Source organism: Pseudoalteromonas sp. BSi20495 (assembly GCF_000241185.1).
GTDB classification, from domain to species: domain Bacteria; phylum Pseudomonadota; class Gammaproteobacteria; order Enterobacterales; family Alteromonadaceae; genus Pseudoalteromonas; species Pseudoalteromonas fuliginea.
On record NZ_BADY01000083.1, the window covers coordinates 1 to 23770 of the forward strand.

A 23770-nucleotide genomic window follows, 5' to 3' on the forward strand; every position below is an offset into this window, starting at 1 on the left:
GGAACGAATGGTTATTATGTTTCCTGAAAAGGTAGTCGATATTCCCGATTTACCTAATAAATACCGCTATATTGAGGTAGAAGCATATGAGCCTGAGTACCCAGAAGAGTTAATGGAAAAAGACGCGTTTAACGATATATTTAGCACAGGATTCAGTGATTACGAAAACGAACCTGAAGCAGAGTTTAACCAAGTTGGAAGTGGGTTGTTGCCCGATGATGGTATTGAACTTAAAGATTACTTAGCCGAGCTTGAAATTAGCTTAATAACGCAAGCGTTAGAGCGCTTTGATTACGTTGTGGCTCGCGCGGCAGAAATATTAGGTGTACGCAGAACCACGCTAGTTGAAAAAATGAAAAAGTATAACCTTTCAAGAGATTAGTTTTTGAACGCCTGCAAGCAGCGCGTCTACAAAACAACCTCAAATCAAAACCTTGGCGGTAGACGTCGAGCTTGCTCGCGTGAAAAGCGAAGCTTTTAATTATTTAAACACCCATCCAAAAAACTACGTTTTTGAACGCCTGTAAGCAGCGCGTCTACAAAGCAACCTCAAATCAAAACCTTGGCGTAGACGCAGAGCTTGCTCGCGTGAAAAGCGAAGCTTTTAGTTACCTACCTATTTGCCTGCCTACTCACCACTAAAAGCCTCAATAATTTCTTCTTTTCTAAAACAGTCATTGCTGTGATCGTTAACCATACCGCAGGCTTGCATGTGTGCATAGACTGTTGTTGGGCCTAAAAACTTAAACCCTCGCTTTTTTAAGTCTTTAGCGAATGCAGTTGATTGTTCAGTTATAGCAGGGTAGTCCTCAATATTATTCAAGTGACTAACAAGCGGCTTATTACTCACAAATTGCCATTGATAATTGCTAAAGCTACCAAACTCTTTTTGAATACCGATAAAACATTTTGCGTTATTAACAGTTGCTGCAATTTTTAAACGGTTACGAACAATCTCTTTATTTAACATTAGACGCTCAATGTCATCTGATGTAAATTCAGCTACTTTTTTTACATCAAAATTAGCAAATGCCTTTTTATAACCTTGGCGTTTTTTTAATATGGTGTACCAACTCAAACCCGCCTGTGCTGATTCAAGAGTTATAAATTCGAATAGTTTTTGGTCATCATAAAGTGGCACCCCCCATTCTTCATCATGGTAAGTAACGTAGTCAGGTTTAGTCGTGTCTAGCCATGGACAACGGCATTCTATTTGCTCACTCATTATTATTCCTTAGCGTGCGTCATTTTTATGTCGCTGGTTTTTCTTATGTAACTTAATGATAAATATATAAATAAACTTTGGTACAAATTGTGCATTTAACTCTGTATCTACATTAGTTTGAGATTTGATTATGGCCCTTGCAAGCGTGCTAAAACCACAGTTTATTTCTGCAAATAAGTATAACCCATGTTTACTTCAAGAGGAGTACATTGGTGAGCTAAGTGATCTTCGTAAGCAGGCAAGTTGGCTTTCGCACTTGGTTGATACAATGCCCACTGGTGTTGTTGTACTTGATGGTAAAGGCATGGTTGCTAAAGCGAACCAAATTGCGATTGATATGCTTGGTGAACCACTTGAAGGTGAAAAGTGGTTTTATGTTATTCAGCGGTCTTTCAAACCACATCAAGATGATGGACACGAAGTATCATTAAAAGACGGGCGTTTAATTAAGCTCGACATTACCGCTTTGGCTCCAGAGCCGGGACAACTTATTTTAATGACGGACTTAACTGAGACGCGACGTTTACAAAAACGTGTTGCACATATGCAGCGATTAAGTGCGCTGGGTAAAATGGTGGCGTCTCTTGCGCATCAAGTACGCACGCCTCTATCTGCAGCAATGCTTTATGCTGCTAACTTAGGCTCAAAGCGCTTGCCAGAAGCATCTCGCGATAATTTCCAAACTAAATTGATGTCACGATTAAAAGATTTAGAAACGCAGGTTAATGACATGCTGTTATTTGCTAAAAGCGGTGAGCAGCAAGTCGTTGAACAAGTCTCTATGCAGCAATTATTAACAGAAGTGAAAACCGGTGCTGATGCCATGGTCGCACTTAATGAAAGCGAGCTGGATGTAAGCCTTCCTGAACCAGATATTGTAATAGTGGGGAATAAGACAGCGCTAGCCAGTGCTGTTCAAAACCTTATTCACAATAGCATTCAAGTGATTGGTTCTGGGGCTAAAGTGCATTTGAGTGCCGCCACTGATTTACAAGATCACGACTTTGTGCGTATTAGTGTAAGCGATAATGGTCCCGGTATTGATTTAAGTCAGGCTGATAAAATGTTTGAACCCTTTTTTACTACAAAAAGCCAAGGCACTGGTCTAGGGCTTGCTGTTGTAAGTTCGGTGATTAATGCGCACCAAGGACGTGTTGACGTTAGTAACAATGCTCATGGTGGAGCTTGTTTTAGTTTACTGTTGCCAATACGCGCGACATCTAAATTAGAGGAATCATTATGAGTAATATTATTTTAGTCGTAGAAGATGATGCGGGGCTCCGTGAAGCTTTAATTGATACGCTGGAGATGTCAGGTATTGAATGCGTTTCAGCTAATAGCGCAGAGCAAGCGATGTTATTGCTTAAAAAAGAGCAATTTTCATTAGTCGTAAGTGATGTGCAAATGGGAACCATGAGCGGTTTGGACTTACTGCGAAGTATTAAATTAAATTATCCCGACTTACCTGTATTGATGATGACGGCCTATGCCACGATTGATGATGCTGTTGAAGCTATGCGTTTAGGTGCTATTGATTATATGGCTAAACCATTTGCACCTGAAGTGCTACTTAATATGGTGAGTCGCTATTTGCCTGAAAAAGCGAAAGAGACAGATGGCCCTATTGTTGCCGACCCAAGTAGCATTCAATTACTCGAACTTGCAAGTAAAGTTGCACGCTCTGATGCGAGTGTAATGGTGCTCGGGCCTAGTGGTTCAGGTAAAGAAGTGCTCGCGCGTTATATTCACGATAAATCGAGTCGATGCAATGAACCCTTTGTTGCTATAAATTGTGCTGCGATCCCTGAAAATATGCTTGAGGCCACTTTATTTGGTTACGAAAAAGGGGCGTTTACAGGTGCTATTCAAGCATGCCCTGGTAAATTTGAACAAGCGCAAGGCGGAACAATTTTACTAGATGAAATCACTGAAATGGATTTAGGATTACAGGCAAAGCTACTACGAGTGCTACAAGAGCGGGAAGTAGAGCGTTTAGGTGCTCGTAAGACAATCCAACTAGATGTTCGTGTGTTAGCAACGAGTAATCGTGACTTAAAAGAAGCGGTCGCTAAGAACCAATTTAGAGAGGACTTATATTACCGACTTAATGTTTTTCCATTAATGTGGCGACCTCTTTGCCAGCGCCCTGGTGATATAATTATACTCGCAAAGCATTTAATAGAACGCCATATAAATAAAAGTAAAGAGCCTATGGCCTACTTAGATAAAGCAGCAGAGCAAAAACTACTTGCTCATGCATGGCCTGGTAATGTTCGTGAACTGGATAACGTAATTCAGCGAGCACTGATACTACGAAGTGGTAATACAATAAATGAACATGCTATTTTTATCGAAAACTTAGTAGCAAGCGATTTTGTAATTACACCAACTGAAGTGTTGGAAACAGTAACGTCAAGCGAAGCTATAAATAGCTTAAGCACGGCATATTACGATGAAAAAATGCCTATGGTTGGTGAGCCAAAGCAAGATTTACTTGCGGTTGACACGGGGAGCTATAAAGATGAACTTAAAGACAAAGAGCATAGTATTATTTTAGAAACATTAGCCCGCTGTCAAGGTAAGCGCAAAGATGTAGCAGAAACATTAGGTATTAGCCCTCGAACATTACGTTATAAGCTAGCGCAAATGCGCGATTTAGGTATTTCACTTCCTGCATAATCCCTCTAAACCCCAAATTTAATTTGGGGTTGTCAAAACTCTGACTCATAAGTAATTCTTAACCATTTGTTTTTAAATGACTTTTAGTTGGCATGCTTTGTGCTTTGTTATATTTATAAGCTTAACTGCATTGTCAGAGAAAAATTATGAAAATTCAAAATAGCGCTGTCTTTCAAGAAATGCAATCAATGGCCCTTGAAGCTGGCCGTAGTAATCAAATTAATAAATTGCCAACTCAAGTACAGTCTACTTCTACTGCACAATTTGGCGATATGCTAAGTAATGCACTAAATACAGTGCATGAGTTACAACAAGATACAGGCCAAAAAGTAAAAGCAGTTGAAATGGGTGACCGAAGTGTATCGCTTGCTGAGGCGATGATTGCTTCTCAGAAATCTTCGGTTGCATTTGAAGCTACAGTACAGGTTCGTAATAAACTTGTAGAAGCTTACAAAGAAATCATGAACATGCCTGTTTAACTAGGTAGTGGAGAATTATCGTGGCGCAATCTAACCAATCTACAGACCTTGCACTTGCTAGTGGTGATATCGACCAAAGTGATAGTGATGATCAACAAGAACAGAAATCAGGCTATTTAAGTGCTTTAAATGGTACAGATGTATTACGCCAAGTGACACTGGTTATAGCTCTGGCTATTTGTTTGGCTATTGCCATTTTTATCATTATTTGGGCACGTCAGCCAGATATGCGCCCATTGGGTAAAATGCAAACAGAAGAGTTAATTCAAACCCTCGATTTTTTAGATGCACAAAAGATAGAATACCAACTTGATGGTAATGTCGTATCGGTTGATGAAAGTGAATATCAAAATATAAAATTATTAATGACTCGCGAAGGGTTAGACCAAGGACCTACTTCGGGATCAGATATTATCATGCAAGATATGGGATTTGGGGTTAGTCAGCGTCTTGAACGTGAGCGCCTCAAACATGGTAGAGAGCAGCAATTAGCACGTACAATAGAAGAGCTTAATAATATTACTCGTGCGAAAGTATTGCTTGCGATACCAAAAGAGAACGTATTTGCGCGCAGAGAGAAAAAGCCATCTGCCACCGTTGTGTTAACACTTAAACGTGGACGCTCTCTTAATGGTGAAGAGATAGACTCTGTTGTTGATATGATTGCTTCAGCAGTACAAGGCTTAGAGCCAGCTAGGGTGACTGTTACAGATCAAAATGGTCGCTTATTAAATTCAGGTTCGCAAAGCTCATTAGCAGCACGTTCTCGTAAAGAGTACGATTTAGAACGTAAACGAGAACAAGAATATTTAGAAAAAATAGACAGCATTCTAATACCTGTCGTAGGGCTTGCAAATTACACAGCCCAAGTTGATTTAAGTATGGACTTTAGTGCGATAGAAGAAACACAAAAACGCTACAATCCAGATTTACCTGCAGTGAGAAGTGAAACCACATTTGAAGAAAATAACATAGGCGGTTTAGCCGTTGGTATTCCAGGTGCGCTTACGAATCAGCCTCCACTAAACTCGAATATTCCAGAAGTAGCAGGACAAGGTGGTGCAGGAACAGGCACTTCGCCAACTCGTAATCACAAAGAATCTACGCGAAACTATGAGCTTGATACTACTATTTCGCATAAACGCCAGCAAACGGGGGTAATACGCAGAATAAGTGTATCGGTTGCTGTTGATTATATTCCAAAAGTGGGTGAAAACGGCGAAACGACCATGACACCACGATCAGTGGAGGCATTGTCAAATATTCGTCGTTTATTACAAGGCGGTGTAGGGTTTGATATGCAGCGTGGCGATGCACTTGAAGTGGTAACAGTGCCATTTGTGCGTGAAACGACAGGTTTAGACCTTGAAGTCCCAATGTGGGAGCAAGATTGGTTTGTGAAGTATGTGCGTCTGGGTCTAGGTGCCTTAGTAATTATTGTTCTTATTATGGCCGTTGTTAAACCAATGCTTAAACGTCTAATTTACCCAGATAATACCTTGGAAGAGTATGATGAAGATGCATTGAGTTCAGGGGTTGATATTGGTGACAGTACACTTGATATGCTAAATAAAGACTTTGATTCTGCTTCAATTGGCTTCTCTAGCGATGGTACACTACAGTTACCAGACCTACATGGTGACGAGGACTTATTAAAAGCAATTCGTGCCCTTGTAGCTAACGAACCAGAACTATCATCACAAGTAGTGAAAGCGTGGTTAACAGAAGATGACTGATCAAGAACAAAAACAACTGCCAACAGCATTTGATGTTGATAAGCTCGATGGTGTAGATAAAGCGGCTATATTACTTTTGAGTTTATCAGAAGAAGATGCGGCGCAAATACTCAAGCATTTAGAACCTAAACAGGTACAAAAAGTGGGTATGGCAATGGCGGGCTTAGATGACTTGTCTCAAGCTAAAATAAGTGCCGTGCATAATTTGTTTATTGAACAAATTCAGAGTTTTAGTACGATAGGCTTCCAATCTGAAGATTTTATCAAAAAAGCACTTACAGCTGCATTGGGTGAAGATAAAGCAGCCAGCCTTATTGACCAAATTGTTATGGGATCAGGCGCTAAGGGACTTGATTCTCTTAAGTGGATGGACTCTAAGCAGGTAGCGAATATTATTCGTAATGAGCATCCGCAAATTCAAACTATTGTTTTATCTTATTTAGAGCCAGAGCAGTCTGCTGAAATATTGGCACAGTTTCCTGAAAAAGTACGTTTAGATTTAACTATGCGTATTGCTAATCTTGAAGAAGTGCAACCTGCGGCATTGCAAGAGCTCAATGAGATTATGGAAAAACAATTTGCAGGTCAAGCGGGTGCGCAAGCAGCTAAAATGGGCGGTTTAAAAGCTGCAGCTGATATTATGAACTACCTTGATACAAATGTAGAAGGGCAGTTAATGGACTCTATTCGTGAGCACGATGAAGAGATGTCACAGCAAATTCAAGACTTAATGTTCGTATTTGAAAACTTAATGGATGTTGAAGACCGTGGCATTCAAGCAATTTTGCGTGAAGTACAACAAGATGTACTCATGAAAGCGATTAAAGGCACAGACGATGCTCTTAAAGAGAAAATATTAGGTAACATGTCTAAACGTGCAGCAGAAATGCTTGCTGATGATTTAGAAGCAATGGCACCTGTAAGAATTAGTGAAGTTGAAGCTGCGCAAAAAGAAATTTTATCAACTGCACGTCGTTTATCTGATTCTGGCGAGATTCAGCTAGGTGGCGGTGGTGGTGAGGAGTTCCTGTAAAGCATGAGTAAGTTAAAAGGTCGTCCACTCAATGCAGAAGAAGCAGATGAATTATTAAGAAACTGGTCAGTGCCCAATATGGCTCCGGACGAAAGAAGTTTTGGAGATCGTTCAACTGCTTTTGGCACACCACTTTCGGATTTATACAAAAAAGAAATGGCCGAAGAGGTACCGGTAGAGGAACCTCAGGAACCTGAATTACCTTCTCTTACTATGGCTGAACTTGAGCGAATTCGACAAGATGCTTATGAAGAAGGTCTTAAACAAGGGCATGAGCAAGGTTATATTGATGGTTTTGATAAAGGCGTTACAGAGGGAAAAGAGGCCGGTTATAAAGAGGGGCTTGAACTAGGTAAAACTCAAGGTCATGAGGACGTAAAACCATTAATTGAAGAACAACTCACGGGTTTGCGTAGCATATTAGATAATTTAACTACTCCTTTGAATAAAGTGGATGAACAAGTTGAAAAACAATTAGTCCAATTGACAGTAATGCTTGCTGAAGCAATTATTTACCAAGAAGTAAAAACCTCTCCTGATGTTATTTTACATACGCTTAAACTAAGTATAGATTCGCTTAATGCTGAGCAAGAAAAAGTACGTATACATTTACACCCAGAAGATTTAGAACTCATAAAAAACAGCTATGGAGAACAAACCATCGCAGATAATAATTGGCAACTAATCGCTGAACCTACACTTGAACGTGGCGGTTGCGAGGTTAAAACAGCCCAATCCTCACTCGATATGACCTTGAAAACTCGCGTCAAAGAAACATTGGATAGTTTTTTGCATAATAGTGGTATCTAACTACTTTATTGGCATGTCATGTCTGAACAATGTGCATCTTTAAGCGAACGCTTATCTCAATATAAACAGCATATTAATACACCAGCCCTCGCGGTAGCGGGTATTTTAACACGTGTCGTAGGCCTCACTCTTGAAGCAAAAGGTTTACGTGCGCCTGTTGGAAGCCAATGCAAAATAGAAACTATGAATGGTTTTGTTGATGCCGAAATAGTAGGTTTTAATGAGCAAACTCTTTACCTAATGCCTAATGATCATATTTCAGGAGTATTACCTGGTGCTCGAGTGATCCCTCAGGTCAATAACTTAGGTTTACCCGTTGGAATGAGTTTGTTAGGCCGCGTTGTTGATGGATTAGGTCGCCCACTTGATGGTCTTGGTAAAATAAATGCGGAACATTATTTAAAATTTGCACAAAATACTATAAACCCACTTTCTCGACGTCCGATAAGCCAGCCTATGGATGTGGGAGTGCGTGCTATAAATTCGGTCATTACTGTAGGTCAAGGCCAGCGGATGGGCTTGTTTGCAGGTTCTGGTGTCGGTAAGTCGGTGCTTTTAGGTATGATGACACGCGGCAGTGAGGCCGATGTTATTGTTGTTGGACTCGTAGGTGAACGTGGCCGAGAAGTAAAAGAATTTATTGAAGAGATTCTTGGTGTAGAAGGGAGAAAACGTTCAGTTGTTGTTGCTGCACCGGCTGATTCATCTCCTCTTATGCGTTTAAAAGGCTGTGAAAGTGCTGTAACAATTGCTGAGTATTTTCGTGATCAAGGTTTAAATGTATTGTTGCTACTAGATTCAGTTACTCGATATGCAATGGCACAACGTGAAATTGCACTTGCTGTTGGCGAGCCTCCAGCTACAAAAGGTTATCCGCCATCAGTGTTTGCTAAATTACCGGCGCTGGTGGAACGCGCCGGTAACGGCGGGGAAGGGCAGGGATCAATTACTGCTTTTTTCACAGTATTAAGTGAAGGTGATGATATGCAGGATCCCATTGCTGATGCTGCACGGGCTATTTTAGATGGTCATATTGTACTTTCCCGTGATTTAGCTGACAGTGGTCATTATCCGGCAATTGATATTGAAAAGTCGATTTCACGAGTGATGCCTCAAGTTGTCTCACAAAAGCATATGCAACAAGCTCGTGTGCTTAAGCAGGTATATTCTATGTATCAGCAAAATAAAGATATGATCACTTTAGGCGCTTATCAAAAAGGCACTGACCAAATGCTTGATCAAGCTATTAATATGATGCCCAGAGTTAATACTTTTTTACAGCAAGGTATGCGTGATGTGATTAGTTACGATGATGGCTTACAAGGCTTAGCACAACTATTAGGACAAGCATAATGGCTAAGAATAAGCTGCATTTGTTGCTCAAACTTGAAAATGACAAAGAAGAAAACTTACGCATGAGTTACCTACAAGCAAATCAGAATTTGCAGGGCAATCAACAAAAATTACAAGGTCTGAATGATTTTCGAATGGAATACATGCAACAGTTACATGTAAAAGGCCAGTCAGGTTTATCAAGTGCAGGATTTAGTCAATATCATGCTTTTATAGCAAAAATAGAAGAAGCAATTCGCCAACAGGCGAGCACAGTTAATACGGCTAAGCAAGTAGTCAGTCAACGAAAAGCAATTTGGTTAAAGCAACAAATTAAAGCTAAAGCTGTTGCTAAGTTAATTGAAAACCAAAAATTAAAAGCAGATGTGCTTATTGCGAAAAGTGAGCAAAAAATGTTAGATGAGTTTTCATCCAACCAATTTTTTCAGCGTCGTAAAGTTTTATAAATTAGGCACGTAAATTGCTTTATTTAGGCAGTCTTTAATTTTTGGCAATATGCGGTGGCGTGTTGCCGCAATAATGTTAGGTGGTTTATGGTGATGAATGATATTTCTAGTTTGGTTGCGTCTGAGCAAGATTCTTATTTAGCCTCTAAAGACAATCGTTTAGCTAAAGATAAAGAAAGCAATGACACCGAGTTTCTAAATCAGTTACACAGTGCGCATAATTCAATTGAAGCGGCAAGTAAACGTAGCTCTTCAGGTGATGCGAAAGATTCGATTCGTGCCGCTGAGCCTAAACAGGCCAAAACCGATATTGTAGAAAATGAGCAAGAAAACCAAGATAATACTAATTTATCTGGAGATAGTATGCTGGCTCAAATTAACTCTGCACAAGCTATTGATATATCAGTTAAAAAACACTCTGAACAGAGTTCTGATACTATTGATACTGTTGATACTGTTGATACTGTTGATACTGTTGATACTGGTTTAGATAAAACTAAAAGTAAATCCGCTGATAATATAATTTCAAGTGCATCACAAAACATCGGGCAAAAGGCCGCTGAACAAAAAAGTACTGAATCGCAAGCTACTGACAAAGATACTAGCGATGCTGCAGCATTAAATAAAAGTAATATAAATAAAGGTTTTGCCGCAGAGAAGCTTGATGAGCAATTAAATCCAGTCGTTGATAAAAATGAACACGATAAAGAGGGGCCTATTATAGATAAACCAGGCATCGCCAAACGTGTTGCTGCTGATGAATCACAAATTAAACCTGCCTTGGTAGACAACAAGCAAACGCCAAAAGGTGAGATCACGAATACTCAACGTGTAAGTAATGTGGATTCTCAAAGCAGTAACAGTGCTGCAGTTGAAACGTTGTTAAGTAAAGATGATAGTGCAATAAAGTTAGATAAAATATTGTCAAGTTTGACTCCTGAGCAGCGTGAACAATTAATTACTCAATCTCAAACCGTAAATAAATCAATTAACAATGATAATATTGCGGCTTTAAAACAAATGCTTAATGCGTTTGTGACTGAAAATAATAAACCACAAGCTTTAGTACCTAAACAATCTTTTAATGCAGAAATTAGCGCGTTAACGACGACTGAAAAACAAGCGTTATTGTCTCAGTTAACAACTTATATTAAAACCGAACAGCCACAAAGTGCTCAGTTAACTTATCTCAAAGAAGCGGTAAGTGTGCTTGAAACATCAATCAATTTAGAACAACCAAAGAATAAAATAACTACTTTTGTTGCAGGTGAAACTCCAAATACTGTTTACAATCCGCAGAAGCAGAGTGTGAAATCGACAATAAATGAAAATAGTATTCCGCCAGACCAATTAGCTGAGGCGGACGATGATTTGATAAAACAGCTAGACATGATTCAAAAAGATGGTTCTAAAATCAATAATGCAGAACAGCTAACCCCGCGTTCTATGCAGCTATTTACACAAATCACAGGCGCACTTGATACCTTGCAAAGGGGCGGATTAAGTAATTACGATACTTTAGGCTATGAACAAGCAATACTAGATACGCAAGTGTTGCAATCTCAACAATTACAAAGCACTGCGCAAGGTAAGCAAATGAGTATTGATCCGGGTGTTATGCAGGCGGTTAATATTATTAAAAGTGATGCCGCTAAGCTCTTGCAAGAGCGCGTCAGTTCAATGCTAAGTATTAACAATAAAGAAGCTGAAATACGCTTAGATCCACCTGAAATGGGCAGTATGCAAATACGTATTAGAAGTGATGCTGAGCAAGCCCAAATTAATTTTGTAGTACAAAATCAGCAAGCAAAAGAGGCGCTAGAACAATCATTGCCTCGTTTGCGTGAAATGCTTGCACAACAAGGTATCGAATTAGGCGATAGCAGTATTTCATATGGCGATTCTAAAAACGAAACCACAGAACAAAATGACGATGATTCAAAAAAGGGTTTGGTTAATAAAAATACCATTAACGAAGAAAATGCCGATTCAGTAGATGCTCAACTACAAAGTTCTCGACAACAAACTTCATCAGCAATAGATTACTATGCCTAAGTACTGCTATTATAATAACTAAAACAAGTAAGTACCTTTGCAAATAAAGGAAATACAATGGCTGAAGACACTAATTTAGAAATTGAAGAAACAGGTAAAAGTAAAAAGAAGCTGATAATTATTATTGCTGCCGTTGTACTTGTTGTTGGTGCCGCCGCAGGTTATTTTTTAATGTCAGGTTCTGATGAGGTCCCAGCAGAAACGTTAGATGAAGAAACAGCCATAGTGGCTGAGGCTCCTGTTGCTTCTGGCTCATCTGCTTCGATTGGCAGTGCACTGTATGTTGCTATGCCCAGACCTTTTGTATTTAATGTACCAGGTTCAAGTCGTGATAGGATTGTACAAATTAAAGTGCAGTTATTGGTACGTGGTGAAGTCAATGAAGAAACTGCAAAAAAACATATCCCACTTATAGAAGGCACGTTATTAAGTGTATTTTCTACAACTACAGCTGATGAATTAAGTACGAGTGCAGGAAAAGAAACATTGCGTTTTTCTGCGCTTGAAAAAGTACAAACAGCTTTAGCTGGCGTTGAAGGTAGTAAAGTAATTGAGCGGGTTTTGTTTACCGGCTTTGTGATGCAATAAGGGGTTAGCGTGAGCGATTTATTATCCCAAGACGAAATTGATGCGTTATTACACGGTGTTGATGATGTCGAAGAGGAAGAGCACGATAGTGAAGACGGCGGAGGTAGTACACTTCAGTACGACTTTTCTTCGCAGGATCGAATCGTGCGTGGTCGCATGCCGACACTTGAAATTGTTAACGAACGTTTTGCTAGGCATATGCGAATTAGCCTATTTAACATGATGCGCCGTACTGCTGAAGTATCGATAAATGGTGTGCAAATGATTAAATTTGGTGAATATATTCACACCCTTTTTGTACCTACCAGCTTAAATATGGTCCGCTTTCGACCGCTAAAAGGCACCGGACTAATCACCATGGAAGCACGACTTGTGTTTATTTTGGTTGATAACTTTTTTGGTGGCGATGGACGTTATCATGCAAAAATAGAAGGCCGCGAGTTCACACCAACAGAACGTCGTATTGTACAAATGCTACTTAAAATAATCTTTGAAGATTATAAAGAAGCATGGGCGCCTGTCATGGATGTATCTTTTGAATACCTCGACTCAGAGGTCAACCCTGCCATGGCTAATATTGTGAGCCCCACAGAGGTTGTAGTTATTAGCTCTTTTCATATTGAGCTTGATGGTGGTGGTGGTGATTTTCACATAGCATTACCTTACTCCATGCTTGAGCCAATCAGAGAGCTGTTAGATGCAGGTGTGCAGTCGGATACTGAAGATACTGATTTACGATGGAGTAAAGCGCTTCGCGATGAGATTATGGATGTAGAAGTTGGATTATCAACTCAATTACTTGAAGTTGATTTGTCTTTAAAGCAAATAATGGAACTCAAAGCAGGCGATATAATCCCTGTTGAAATGCCTGAGCACATTACAGTATTTGTCGAAGAGTTACCTACATTCAGAGCCAAAATGGGCCGCTCTCGTGATAGTGTTGCCCTACAGATTAGCGAAAAAATTAAACGACCTGATTCAGTTAAATCTGAGCTGCATGTATTTACCAAAGGCGGCAAGAAAATTGACTCAGATGCAGAATTAGCAGAATTAGAGGATGATTTACACCTTTCTGATGGTGTAGATTTAGACTGGTAATTGATTAAAAGGTTAAAAGTATGAGTGATGATCAAGATACTATGGACGAGTGGGCTGCTGCGCTTGCAGAAGCCGATGCCCCAGATGAAGGTGCTGAGGCGCATGTTGCGGAATTAGATGAGTTAAGTGATTCAAAGCACGAAATCAGCGGCGATGAAAAACGTAAACTCGATACGATTTTAGACATACCAGTTACCATTTCTATGGAAGTTGGCCGTTCTAAAATAAATATTCGTAATTTACTACAGCTTAACCAAGGATCAGTTGTTGAGCTCGATCGTGTTGCGGGTGAGCCATTGGATGTTTTGGTTAATGGCACTTTGATTGCTCATGGAGAGGTTGTTGTAGTAAATGACAAGTTTGGTATTCGCTTAACTGATGTAATAAGCCAAATAGAGCGGATCAAAAAATTACGATGAGCTTATTAGTTGCTTTAACGAGTTCCGTTTTTTCAAAAGCAGATGTGGCAACACCAACTGGAGATATACTCTCTATGGTGCTGTCACTCGTAATGGTGCTAGTACTTATCATCGTGCTGGCATTTTTTGTAAAGAAGCTTAATCCAAATCTAGCAAACAGCGATGAGTTTAAAGTAGTTAGAAGCCTACCTTTGGGTTCTCGTGAGCGTTTAATGGTTGTTGAAATAGACAATGCGCAGCATTTGCTTGGTGTAACGCCTCACAGTATTAATTACTTACACAAGTTAGAAACCCCATTAAGCGAAAAAGAACTTCCTGAATTAGCTAAACGATTTGGTAAACTTTTAAACCCGCAATCAAACCAAAATAAAAAGAATTAGACCTATGACAAAGTGGCTGCTTATTATTTTCGCCATGGTATTTGTACCAAGTGTCAGTGCTGAGGGTATTGATGCGCTAACCATTACAACAAACGCCGATGGCACACAAGATTACTCAGTAACGTTACAAGTTTTAGCGATTATGACGGCGCTGAGTTTTATACCAGCCGCTATAATCATGATGACCTCATTTACACGTATTATTGTTGTGCTTGCTATTTTACGCCAAGCAATTGGTTTGCAGCAAACACCGTCGAATCAAGTGTTACTAGGCATGTCGCTTTTTTTAAGTATTTTTATAATGTCTCCTATTTACCAGCAGGTAAATGAAAGAGCTATAGAACCTTACTTAAATGAACAAGTAACGTCAATACAAGCACTGGAGCTTGCAAAAGAACCAATGAAAACATTTATGCTGTCTCAGGTCCGGCTAAAGGATTTGGAAACGTTTGCTAAAATAGCTGGTTACGATCAATTAGATTCTCCAGAAGCAACGCCATTAATCGTATTGATACCCGCGTTTGTGACTAGCGAATTACAAACTGCATTTATAATTGGTTTTATGTTCTTTATTCCATTTTTAATTGTTGATTTAGTTGTTGCCTCGGTATTAATGGCGATGGGTATGATGATGCTATCGCCTATGATTGTGTCCTTACCATTTAAAATCATGTTATTCGTGCTTGTTGATGGTTGGAGTTTAGTGATGGGTACCTTAGCAAAAAGCTTTGGTTTAGGAACTTAGTATGCAAAGTATTAATGTAATTCAACAATAGGGGGACAACATGGAACCGGAAATTTTTGTTGATATTCTAAGTGATGCACTGTTTTTAGTAATAAAACTAGTGTCCGCAATTGTGGTTCCTGGGCTACTTGTTGGATTAGTGGTTGCTGTGTTTCAAGCTGCAACATCGATCAATGAACAAACTTTAAGCTTTTTACCTCGTTTATTAATTACTATCAGTGCATTAATTGTAGGGGGACATTGGTTGACTCAAGAGTTAATGGATTTTTTTACTAGGATTGTATTAATTATTCCCGAAATAGCAGGATAGTAATGGAACTTCCGTTTGCCGTTATTATTCAGTGGTTGAGTGACTTTCTGTTGCCATTGGTTCGTATTAGTTCCATGATTATGATTATGGCTGGCCTTGGCGCTAAAAATGTCCCCACGCGAATAAAAATGGGACTGGCCGTCGTAGTTACTTTTATTGCTGCACCAACACTTCCTTCAGCTACTTTTACTAACTTATTTTCGTTTGAAATGATTTTAGTAGTTATTCAACAAATGTTGATTGGTGTCGCTATTGGCTTTGCTTCGACTTTACTACTTAATACTTTTGTATTGGCTGGGCAAATATTGGCTATGCAAACAGGTCTAGGATTTGCTTCTGTTGTTGACCCCTCAAATGGTATGAGCGTGCCAGCTGTTGGTCAATTTTATCTCATTTTAGCAACATTACTATTTTTTGTATTCAATGGTCATTTAATGATGATACAAATGGTAATACACAGTTTTAAAGTATTACCTATTGATGGTAACTGGTGGGCGGTTGATCATTATTGGGACATAGTGACATGGGGAGGCTGGATGTTTACTACCGCGCTGGTACTTTCATTGGCTCCTTTGACGGCTATGTTAGTAATTAACATATCATTTGGTATTATGACGCGCGCTGCGCCACAGTTAAATATTTTTGCAATTGGCTTTCCATTTACTCTAGTAGCAGGGCTTGTCATTATCTGGGCAACGTTAGGTAACTTTATTATTCAGTTTGAGTTTCAATGGTTAAAAATGATTGAATTAATGTGCATTTTAGTTGGCTGTTAACCATAGGAGAGTCTAGTGGCTGAAGATTCAGGTCAAGAAAAAACAGAAGAGCCTACGGGGAAAAAAGTAGATGAGTCTAAGAAAAAAGGACAAGTTGCACGTTCAAAAGAATTAGGCACAATGTTTGTGCTTATTTTTTCAGCTATTTCACTTTTGATGTACGGCCCTGAGATTGGTAAGGGGCTATATAATATAATGGGAAGAATGCTAAGTCTGAACCGAAATGAAACTTACGATACTACTAAGATGTTTGCGGTATGGGCTAGTGTGTCTGATGCCTTAATTTTTCCTATGGCGATGTTTGTATCCATTATTTTATTTGCAGGTTTAATAGGGAACACGCTTTTAGGGGGGTTTAATTTCAGTTGGCAAGCAGCAGCACCAAAGGCAAGTAAGATGTCACCTTTTAAGGGTTTTAAACGTATGTTTGGACCACAAGCCGCAGTTGAGTTGTTCAAAGCTATTTTGAAGTTTTCTGTTGTTGCAGGATTTGCTGTATTTTTGATTAACACCTATTTTGACGAAATTTTACATTTAAGTATAGAACCTGCACCAGGTAATATTATTCATGCCTTAGAGATTTTAGCATGGATGTTCTTAGCACTTTCTTGTACATTAATTATTATTGCAGCAATCGATGCGCCATATCAAAGTTACACCCACCACAAACAATTAAAAATGACTTTGCAAGAGGTTAAAGATGAGTATAAAAACTCGGAAGGTGACCCACAAATAAAAGCACGTATTAGGCAAACACAAAGGCAAATGTCGCAAAAACGCATGATGCAAGATGTGCCTGATGCAGATGTTATTGTTACTAACCCAACTCATTACTCAGTCGCTTTAAAGTACGATACGGAGCGTGCAGGAGCGCCTATTGTATTAGCCAAAGGTATTGACGAGATGGCAATGCAAATTCGTAAAGTAGCAATTGGTAATGAAGTCCCCATTGTAGAGTCCCCCATGCTAACTAGAGCACTTTATCATACGGCTGAAGTTGGCGACCAAATACCTGATCAGCTATTTACGGCTGTTGCACAAGTGCTAGCGTATGTATTTCAGCTAAAACGTTTTAACAAGGGACGAGGAAAACGCCCTACAAAGCTTAGTAATAAACTCCCCATCCCCGACGCCTACAAGTATTAATATCGCAAATTTACTAACTTGGAATAGTTATTGCTAATTCTATATAGTGTCAATTTTTTGAAATTGTAGAATTATGAGTTTTAAAGCGGTATTACAACAACTTAACAGAGACAAAAAAGAATATGCCAAAGGAGTAGGGACTCCTTTGCTTGTGCTTGCTGCACTGGGAATGGTGATTTTACCATTACCGCCATTTTTACTCGATATCCTTTTTTCGTTTAATATTGCGCTCGCATTAGTTGTATTACTCGTGACTGTTTACACGATGAAACCAGTTGAATTTGGTATGTTCCCCGCTGTATTACTTATCGCTACGATTATGCGCTTAGCGCTCAACGTTGCTAGTACTCGAGTTGTGTTACTTGAGGGTCATAACGGTGGTGATGCTGCCGGTAAGGTCATTGAAGCATTTGGCTCAGTTGTAATTGGTGGTAATTATGCAGTTGGTTTAGTTGTATTTTTAATTCTTATCATTATCAACTTTGTAGTAATAACAAAGGGTGCTGGACGTATTTCTGAGGTATCTGCACGTTTCACCCTTGATGCAATGCCAGGTAAACAAATGGCAATAGATGCCGATTTAAATGCCGGCTTTATTAGTGCTGAGCAAGCGCGTGACCGTCGCGAGGAAGTAACTCGCGAAGCCGATTTTTACGGTTCAATGGATGGTGCGAGTAAGTTTGTAAAAGGCGATGCAATAGCCGGTATCGTTATTTTAATTATTAATATTGTAGGTGGCTTATTTGTTGGGATGATCCAGCATAACTTAAGTTTTAGCCATGCAATGGAAGTATATACACTTCTAACCATTGGTGACGGTTTGGTTGCTCAGCTTCCATCATTATTGCTCTCAATTGGCACGGCAATTGTAGTAACACGTCAAAATGAGTCGCTTAATATGGGTGACCAATTCAAGAAACAACTTGGTAACGAAAAGTCACTCTTTATTGCTTCAGGTATTTTGATCATCATGGGGTTAGTCCCTGGTATGCCGCATTTTGCTTTTTTGAGTTTAGGCGCACTACTTGGTTACTTAGCCTATTACACGCAGCAAAGTAAAATCAAAGCTGCTGCAGCCGAAGCTGAAGAGGCTGCAAATGGCGGAAGCACCGCGACAGGTGTTGCGAATAAACAAGAGCAAAAAGAGCTTGGTTGGGATGATGTTCAGCAAGTTGATGTAATAGGATTAGAAGTAGGGTATAGATTAATTCCGCTGGTTGATCAATCACAAGGTGGTGAACTACTCAACCGGATTAAAGGAGTGCGTAAAAAGCTTTCTCAAGAGCTTGGATTTTTAGTTCCTCCTGTTCATATTCGCGATAATTTAGAACTAGACCCTAATGCTTACAGAATAACGCTAATGGGAGTATCTACTGGTGAGGGGGAGCTTAAGCATGGTGATGAGCTGGCTATTAACCCAGGGCAAGTATTTGGTCCAATAAAAGGAATTGAAACTAAAGATCCTGCATTTGGATTAGACGCGGTTTGGATTAAACCTGATCAAAAAGACGAAGCTCAATCTTTAGGCTATACCGTTGTTGATTCTGCCACAGTGGTTGCAACTCATATTAGTCAGTTGTTAACTAACAGCGCAGCGTTGTTACTAGGGCATGAAGAAGTTCAAAACTTACTTGATATGCTTGGAAAGAGTCATCCTCGTTTGGTTGAAGGACTTGTCCCTGATGTATTGCCGTTAACCGCTATTGTAAAAGTACTACAGAACTTATTGAACGAAGGGGTGGCTATTCGCGATATGCGATCAATTGTACAAACCCTTGTTGAGTATGGTCCTCGTAGCCAAGACCCTGATGTATTAACGGCTGCAGTGCGTATTTCTCTGCGTAGATTAATTGTTCAAGATGCGGTTGGAATGTCATCTGAAATACCTGTCATAACCTTGGCGCCTGAGTTGGAACAGATGTTGCATCAGTCATTGCAAAATGCAGGCGATGAAGGTGCCGGTATAGAGCCAGGACTTGCAGAGCGACTTCAAGTGTCATTGAATGAAGCGCATCAAAATCAAGAAATGGCCGGTGAACCTTCAATACTGTTAACGTCAGGAATGTTACGTACTGTGTTATCTCGTTTTGTTAAGTACACCATACCAGGATTAAGGGTGATGTCTTATCAAGAGGTGCCAGACGAAAGACAGATAAAAATTGTCAGCTCTGTAGGCCAACAATAAGATTTTAAAGGGGTTGAATAATGAAAATTAAACGTTTTTTTGCTAAAGATATGCGTACAGCACTTAAAGAAGTGAAAGATGAACTTGGTGTTGATGCGGTTATTATGTCTAACAAAAAGCTGGCTAATGGCGTTGAGATTGTAGCCGCAGTTGATTATGAAAAAGCGGCCCCTAAATCAGCTGCACAGCCGCAAAATACTTTAGCGCGTGCGGATGACTCAGCACAATCACACAGTATACATAATTTTGTAAAGCCAGAGCTTCAACGCACTAAAGCTGCCCCCCAAGCTAGGGTTGCAGATAGTTTAGAAGCTTTACTAGAGCGTCAATCTCCTCGCCCACGTTCACCTGAATTAGCATCAATGTTTTCTCAATCGGGTATTGAAACGACCGATAATTATCAAGAGCCAGTTGTCAAACCTCGCTCAGCGAATATGTTTGCTCGCGAAGATATTGCACCAACACGTCCACAGACCCAAGCCGATAGTTTAGGTTTTGATGACCTAGATCGTGATTTTGATGATCTAGATAGCCCCGTAACACCTCAAGCGCACGTTAAAAATAATGAAAGTGAAGAAATGACGTCAATGCGTGAAGAAATGAACGCTATTCGTCAATTGCTAGAGCACCAAGTGTCAGGTTTAATGCAGCAAGATATGGCACGCCGTGACCCCACACGTGCTTGTATGATTGACCGTTTAGTTGGTATGGGAATCGATAAAGAAGTTGCAGAACAAATGGCGTGTTTTGTACCTGATGACGTATCTCGCCAACAAGGTTGGAAGGCTTTGTTAACAATGGTCGAAGACCAGATGCAAACTACGAATAATGAAATACTACGTCAAGGTGGTGTTTACGCATTGGTAGGCCCTACTGGTGTGGGGAAAACGACAACAGTTGCAAAGTTGGCTGCTTTAGGCGCACAGAAATACGGTGCAGATAAAGTGGCGCTAATAACCACCGATACATACAGAATTGGTGCTTATGAGCAACTTGCAACATACGGTCGAATTATCGGTTGTGGAGTAAAGCAGGTTAAAGATGCTAATGAATTAGCTGAAGTTTTATACCATTTACGAAATAAACGTCTAGTATTAATTGATACAGCAGGTATGAGTCAACGAGACTTACGTTTAACAGAGCAATTGAATACGCTTATGCGCAATCAACGTGTTGATATTCGTAGTTATTTAGTATTAAGTGCAACAGCGCAAATAAATGTCTTGCAAGAAACAGTACGACATTTCAAAAAAGTGCAGTTAAGTGGTTGTATTTTCACCAAGTTGGATGAATCTTTAAGTTTAGGTGAGATTATTAGTATTGCGATTCAAAATCGCCTTCCAATAGGGTATCTTACTAATGGTCAACGAGTTCCAGAAGACATTCGTGTTGCAAATGCAGAAAAACTAGTAAAAAAAGCTGAGCAATTGTATTTGAAAAGAATAAAAGCACAACATTCACGACACCAAGCAGTGGCGTCGAGCACAGTAGGGATGTATGATTAACACAGTATTAGATCAAGCAAGCGGCCTGCGCAAAATGAGTCAAAACAATAACAACGGCGTAAAAGTTATCGCTGTTACTGGTGGCAAGGGTGGTGTAGGTAAAACAAATGTTTCACTTAACACGGCAATAGCATTAGGCCAGCAAGGTAATCGAGTTTTAGTACTTGATGCCGACTTAGGTCTAGCGAACTGTGATGTGATGCTCGGATTACGGGTTGAACGTAATTTATCACATGTACTTTCTGGTGAGTGTGAACTCGATGAGATTTTAGTTGAAGGTCCTGCAGGAATTAAAATTGTACCAGCGACCTCTGGTTCTCAGAGTATGGTGGAATTATCACCGTCTGAACATGCAGGCCTTATACGCGCTTTTAGCGAATTAAATACCGAATTTGATATCTTAATTGTAGATACCGCTGCGGGTATTTCAGATATGGTACTGAGCTTTTCTCGTGCTGCTCAAGATGTAATGGTTGTAGTGTGCGACGAACCGACTTCAATCACAGATGCTTATGCACTTATTAAAGTGTTAAGTCGTGAGCATGGGGTGTATAAATTCAAAATTGTAGCTAATATGGTTCGTAGTATGCGTGAAGGTCATGAGTTATTTGCAAAACTTTCAAAAGTAACGGACCGATTTTTAGATGTGTCAATGGAGTTGGTTGCAACAATCCCTTATGACGAAAATATGCGTAAGGCAACTCGCCGTCAAAAAGTGATTGTAGAACTTTTTCCTAGTTCTCCTGCTTCAGTTGCCTTTAAAGCACTGGCGACAAGAGCAGTGAAATGGCCTATACCTAACCAACCTTCAGGACATTTAGAGTTTTTTATTGAGAAGCTAGTTAACGGCTAATTATGACAACATTGGTAAATAGAGCTATGGGATATCAATCAACACAAAATTTAAATGTGATTGTTGAAAAACATGCATCGCTAGTCAAAAAAGTGGCATGTCATTTAATTGCTCGTTTGCCTCCAAGTGTCCAACTCGATGACCTAATTCAGTCGGGTATGATAGGCCTAATTGAAGCATCAAAAAACTTTGATGCAACCAAAGGCGCAAGTTTTGAAACGTTCGCGGGAATACGAATTCGCGGTGCCATGCTTGATGAAATGCGCCGTGGTGACTGGGCTCCTCGGTCGGTTCATAGAAAAAGCCGTCTTGTAGCCGAGACGATTGCTGGATTAGAAAGTAGCTTGAATCGTGAACCAACCGATATAGAAGTTGCTGAAAAACTTGAAATTTCGTTAAATGAGTACCATCATATTTTAAACGATGTAAACACAAGTAAAGTGTTAGGCATCGAAGACCTCGGGGTCGATGAAGATGTTATTACCACGGCGGGCCAAGATTTAACGCTAGACAAACCGTTTAATAACGTTAAAAATGAACGATTTAATGAATCATTATTAAATGCTATCAAGTCATTACCAGAGCGAGACGCAATGGTACTTTCTTTGTACTATAACGATGAAATGAATTTAAAAGAAATTGGACATATACTCGATGTAAGTGAATCGCGTGTAAGTCAGATACATGGTCAGGCGATGATTAAGCTAAAAGCAAAAATCAATGACTGGATAAACTAGTAGTAAGTAAATACAGGTTAAGACCTCACTGGAGGATGTTTTGGATAAAAACATGAAAATTCTTGTTGTTGATGATTTTTCGACAATGAGACGTATTATTAAAAATCTATTGCGCGACTTAGGCTTTACCAACGTCCAAGAAGCGGATGACGGCTCTACAGCCTTACCCATGTTACAAAATCAAGTTTTTGATTTTGTGGTAACAGATTGGAACATGCCAGGAATGCAAGGTATTGATCTTTTGAGAGCGATAAGGGCTGACGATAAATTAAAACACCTTCCTGTTTTAATGGTGACAGCTGAAGCTAAAAAAGAACAAATAATAGCAGCGGCTCAAGCTGGTGTTAATGGCTATATTGTAAAACCATTTACAGCTGGCACATTAAAAACTAAATTAGAAAAAGTGTTCGAACGCTTAGGTTAATAATAGGGGAAAGGCTTATGCCAGCACCTGCTGCGCCTCGGATAACGTTAGAACAAGCTCGTCAGCTCGTCACTTTTTTAGAAAATGGCGAACATGATAAAGCTGATCAACTAATTTTAGATACTGCATCTAAAGAGCAGTCAGAAATATTTGACGAAGTGGGAAAGTTGACGCGTCAACTACATGAAGCTTTAAAAGGCTTTGAGCTAGACACGCGCCTAACAGATCTCACTAACGACGCTATACCTGATGCTAAAAAACGGCTTAATTATGTCATTGAGATGACAGAAAATGCTGCAAATAAAACCATGGATGCGGTTGAGGCGAGTTTACCGATAGCACAACAGTTAGCTGATGAAATATCCCATATCAAACCGACATGGGACCGTCTAATGAGTCGTGAAATTGAACTCGGTGAATTTAAAGTACTGTGCCACAGCATTGATAAATTCATGAGCAGTTCTCATCATAAAACTGATGAGTTACAAAGCTTCATGACTAACATATTAATGGCCCAAGATTATCAAGATTTGACAGGTCAAGTAATTCGCCGAATTATAGAACTTGTTAGGGAAGTTGAAGAAAGCTTACTTCATCTTTTAACTGCTTTTTCTGAACAAGATATCAGTAAAGCAGTCACCCTAAAACCACAAAAAATAGATGACCCAGTTGACCCAGAAACATTAGCAGGTCCTGAAGGGCCTATTATTGATAAAGAATCACGTAATGATGTTGTGTCTGATCAAGATGAAGTCGATGATCTTTTATCAAGTTTGGGCTTCTAAGAG

General features: G+C 39.7%; 25 protein-coding genes. 24 read left to right on the forward strand and 1 reads right to left on the reverse strand.

Translation table 11 applies throughout. The annotated features are described in order from the left end of the window. Window positions 1-382: helix-turn-helix domain-containing protein (locus tag P20495_RS08705; RefSeq protein WP_033015900.1), on the forward strand; the 382-nt coding region annotated here is incomplete at its 5' end. Between the two features lie 246 nt (window positions 383-628). Here P20495_RS08705 and P20495_RS08700 read toward each other — a convergent pair. Beyond that, the gene (locus P20495_RS08700; protein ID WP_008136712.1) at window positions 629-1225 is read right to left on the reverse strand and encodes a DNA-3-methyladenine glycosylase I; all 597 of its coding nucleotides are present in this window, start codon (window positions 1223-1225) and stop codon (window positions 629-631) included. Between the two features lie 130 nt (window positions 1226-1355). Here P20495_RS08700 and P20495_RS08695 point away from each other — a divergent pair, with 130 nt between their 5' ends. The 23 genes from P20495_RS08695 to P20495_RS08585 all read left to right on the forward strand — a co-directional run bounded on the left by P20495_RS08695 (window position 1356) and on the right by P20495_RS08585 (window position 23767). After that, window positions 1356-2468 (forward strand): PAS domain-containing sensor histidine kinase, encoded by a 1113-nt coding sequence (locus P20495_RS08695; RefSeq protein ID WP_008136714.1) that lies wholly within the window; start codon window positions 1356-1358, stop codon window positions 2466-2468. After that, window positions 2465-3904 carry a sigma-54 dependent transcriptional regulator gene (locus tag P20495_RS08690; protein WP_008136716.1) on the forward strand — a complete coding sequence of 480 codons (1440 nt, stop codon included), beginning with the start codon at window positions 2465-2467 and terminating at the stop codon, window positions 3902-3904. The genes P20495_RS08695 and P20495_RS08690 overlap by 4 nt, the downstream gene beginning before the upstream one ends. Window positions 3905-4050: 146 nt before the next feature. Then, window positions 4051-4383 carry a flagellar hook-basal body complex protein FliE gene (gene fliE, locus P20495_RS08685; RefSeq protein WP_008136717.1) on the forward strand — a complete coding sequence of 111 codons (333 nt, stop codon included), beginning with the start codon at window positions 4051-4053 and terminating at the stop codon, window positions 4381-4383. 20 nt (window positions 4384-4403) lie between these two features. Beyond that, window positions 4404-6119, forward strand: coding sequence for a flagellar basal-body MS-ring/collar protein FliF (gene fliF, locus P20495_RS08680; RefSeq protein ID WP_008136718.1), 1716 nt, complete (start codon window positions 4404-4406; stop codon window positions 6117-6119). Next, window positions 6112-7152 carry a flagellar motor switch protein FliG gene (gene fliG / locus P20495_RS08675; RefSeq protein ID WP_007377960.1) on the forward strand — a complete coding sequence of 347 codons (1041 nt, stop codon included), beginning with the start codon at window positions 6112-6114 and terminating at the stop codon, window positions 7150-7152. The genes fliF and fliG overlap by 8 nt, the downstream gene beginning before the upstream one ends. Before the next feature lie 3 nt (window positions 7153-7155). Beyond that, a complete protein-coding gene (fliH, locus tag P20495_RS08670) occupies window positions 7156-7962 on the forward strand; it encodes a flagellar assembly protein FliH (RefSeq protein WP_008136719.1) in 807 nt (268 codons plus the stop codon). Between the two features lie 18 nt (window positions 7963-7980). Then, window positions 7981-9315 (forward strand): flagellar protein export ATPase FliI, encoded by a 1335-nt coding sequence (gene fliI / locus P20495_RS08665; RefSeq protein WP_007377958.1) that lies wholly within the window; start codon window positions 7981-7983, stop codon window positions 9313-9315. Then, on the forward strand, window positions 9315-9761 hold the full coding sequence (gene fliJ / locus P20495_RS08660; protein WP_008136720.1) for a flagellar export protein FliJ: 447 nt from the start codon (window positions 9315-9317) through the stop codon (window positions 9759-9761). Before fliI ends, fliJ begins: the two co-directional genes overlap by 1 nt. Window positions 9762-9854: 93 nt before the next feature. Continuing rightward, the gene (locus P20495_RS08655) at window positions 9855-11816 is read left to right on the forward strand and encodes a flagellar hook-length control protein FliK (protein ID WP_008136721.1); all 1962 of its coding nucleotides are present in this window, start codon (window positions 9855-9857) and stop codon (window positions 11814-11816) included. A gap of 57 nt (window positions 11817-11873) precedes the next feature. Further along, a complete protein-coding gene (fliL, locus tag P20495_RS08650) occupies window positions 11874-12404 on the forward strand; it encodes a flagellar basal body-associated protein FliL (RefSeq protein ID WP_008136722.1) in 531 nt (176 codons plus the stop codon). 9 nt (window positions 12405-12413) lie between these two features. After that, window positions 12414-13502: a flagellar motor switch protein FliM gene (fliM, locus tag P20495_RS08645; protein WP_007377954.1), complete on the forward strand. Its 1089-nt coding sequence runs from the start codon at window positions 12414-12416 to the stop codon at window positions 13500-13502. A 20-nt stretch (window positions 13503-13522) separates the two neighbouring features. Further along, a complete protein-coding gene (gene fliN / locus P20495_RS08640; protein WP_008136723.1) occupies window positions 13523-13921 on the forward strand; it encodes a flagellar motor switch protein FliN in 399 nt (132 codons plus the stop codon). Next, window positions 13918-14301 (forward strand): flagellar biosynthetic protein FliO, encoded by a 384-nt coding sequence (fliO, locus tag P20495_RS08635; protein WP_007377952.1) that lies wholly within the window; start codon window positions 13918-13920, stop codon window positions 14299-14301. The genes fliN and fliO overlap by 4 nt, the downstream gene beginning before the upstream one ends. Window positions 14302-14305: 4 nt before the next feature. Further along, window positions 14306-15046, forward strand: coding sequence for a flagellar type III secretion system pore protein FliP (gene fliP / locus P20495_RS08630; protein WP_008136725.1), 741 nt, complete (start codon window positions 14306-14308; stop codon window positions 15044-15046). 40 nt (window positions 15047-15086) lie between these two features. Continuing rightward, the gene (fliQ, locus tag P20495_RS08625; protein ID WP_008136729.1) at window positions 15087-15356 is read left to right on the forward strand and encodes a flagellar biosynthesis protein FliQ; all 270 of its coding nucleotides are present in this window, start codon (window positions 15087-15089) and stop codon (window positions 15354-15356) included. 2 nt (window positions 15357-15358) lie between these two features. Continuing rightward, window positions 15359-16132: a flagellar biosynthetic protein FliR gene (gene fliR / locus P20495_RS08620; RefSeq protein WP_033015905.1), complete on the forward strand. Its 774-nt coding sequence runs from the start codon at window positions 15359-15361 to the stop codon at window positions 16130-16132. Window positions 16133-16147: 15 nt separating this feature from the next. Continuing rightward, window positions 16148-17278 carry a flagellar biosynthesis protein FlhB gene (flhB, locus tag P20495_RS08615; RefSeq protein ID WP_008136735.1) on the forward strand — a complete coding sequence of 377 codons (1131 nt, stop codon included), beginning with the start codon at window positions 16148-16150 and terminating at the stop codon, window positions 17276-17278. A gap of 73 nt (window positions 17279-17351) precedes the next feature. After that, window positions 17352-19463 carry a flagellar biosynthesis protein FlhA gene (flhA, locus tag P20495_RS08610; protein WP_007377947.1) on the forward strand — a complete coding sequence of 704 codons (2112 nt, stop codon included), beginning with the start codon at window positions 17352-17354 and terminating at the stop codon, window positions 19461-19463. A gap of 20 nt (window positions 19464-19483) precedes the next feature. Next, the gene (gene flhF, locus P20495_RS08605; protein WP_008136736.1) at window positions 19484-20968 is read left to right on the forward strand and encodes a flagellar biosynthesis protein FlhF; all 1485 of its coding nucleotides are present in this window, start codon (window positions 19484-19486) and stop codon (window positions 20966-20968) included. Further along, window positions 20961-21821 carry a MinD/ParA family protein gene (locus P20495_RS08600; RefSeq protein ID WP_007377945.1) on the forward strand — a complete coding sequence of 287 codons (861 nt, stop codon included), beginning with the start codon at window positions 20961-20963 and terminating at the stop codon, window positions 21819-21821. The genes flhF and P20495_RS08600 overlap by 8 nt, the downstream gene beginning before the upstream one ends. 26 nt (window positions 21822-21847) lie before the next feature. Next, complete coding sequence (locus tag P20495_RS08595) at window positions 21848-22558, forward strand: RNA polymerase sigma factor FliA (RefSeq protein ID WP_033015920.1); 711 nt, start codon at window positions 21848-21850, stop codon at window positions 22556-22558. A gap of 40 nt (window positions 22559-22598) precedes the next feature. After that, window positions 22599-22982 carry a chemotaxis response regulator CheY gene (cheY, locus tag P20495_RS08590; RefSeq protein ID WP_007377943.1) on the forward strand — a complete coding sequence of 128 codons (384 nt, stop codon included), beginning with the start codon at window positions 22599-22601 and terminating at the stop codon, window positions 22980-22982. A 17-nt stretch (window positions 22983-22999) separates the two neighbouring features. Then, window positions 23000-23767: a protein phosphatase CheZ gene (locus P20495_RS08585; RefSeq protein WP_007377942.1), complete on the forward strand. Its 768-nt coding sequence runs from the start codon at window positions 23000-23002 to the stop codon at window positions 23765-23767. Window positions 23768-23770: the final 3 nt, after the last annotated feature.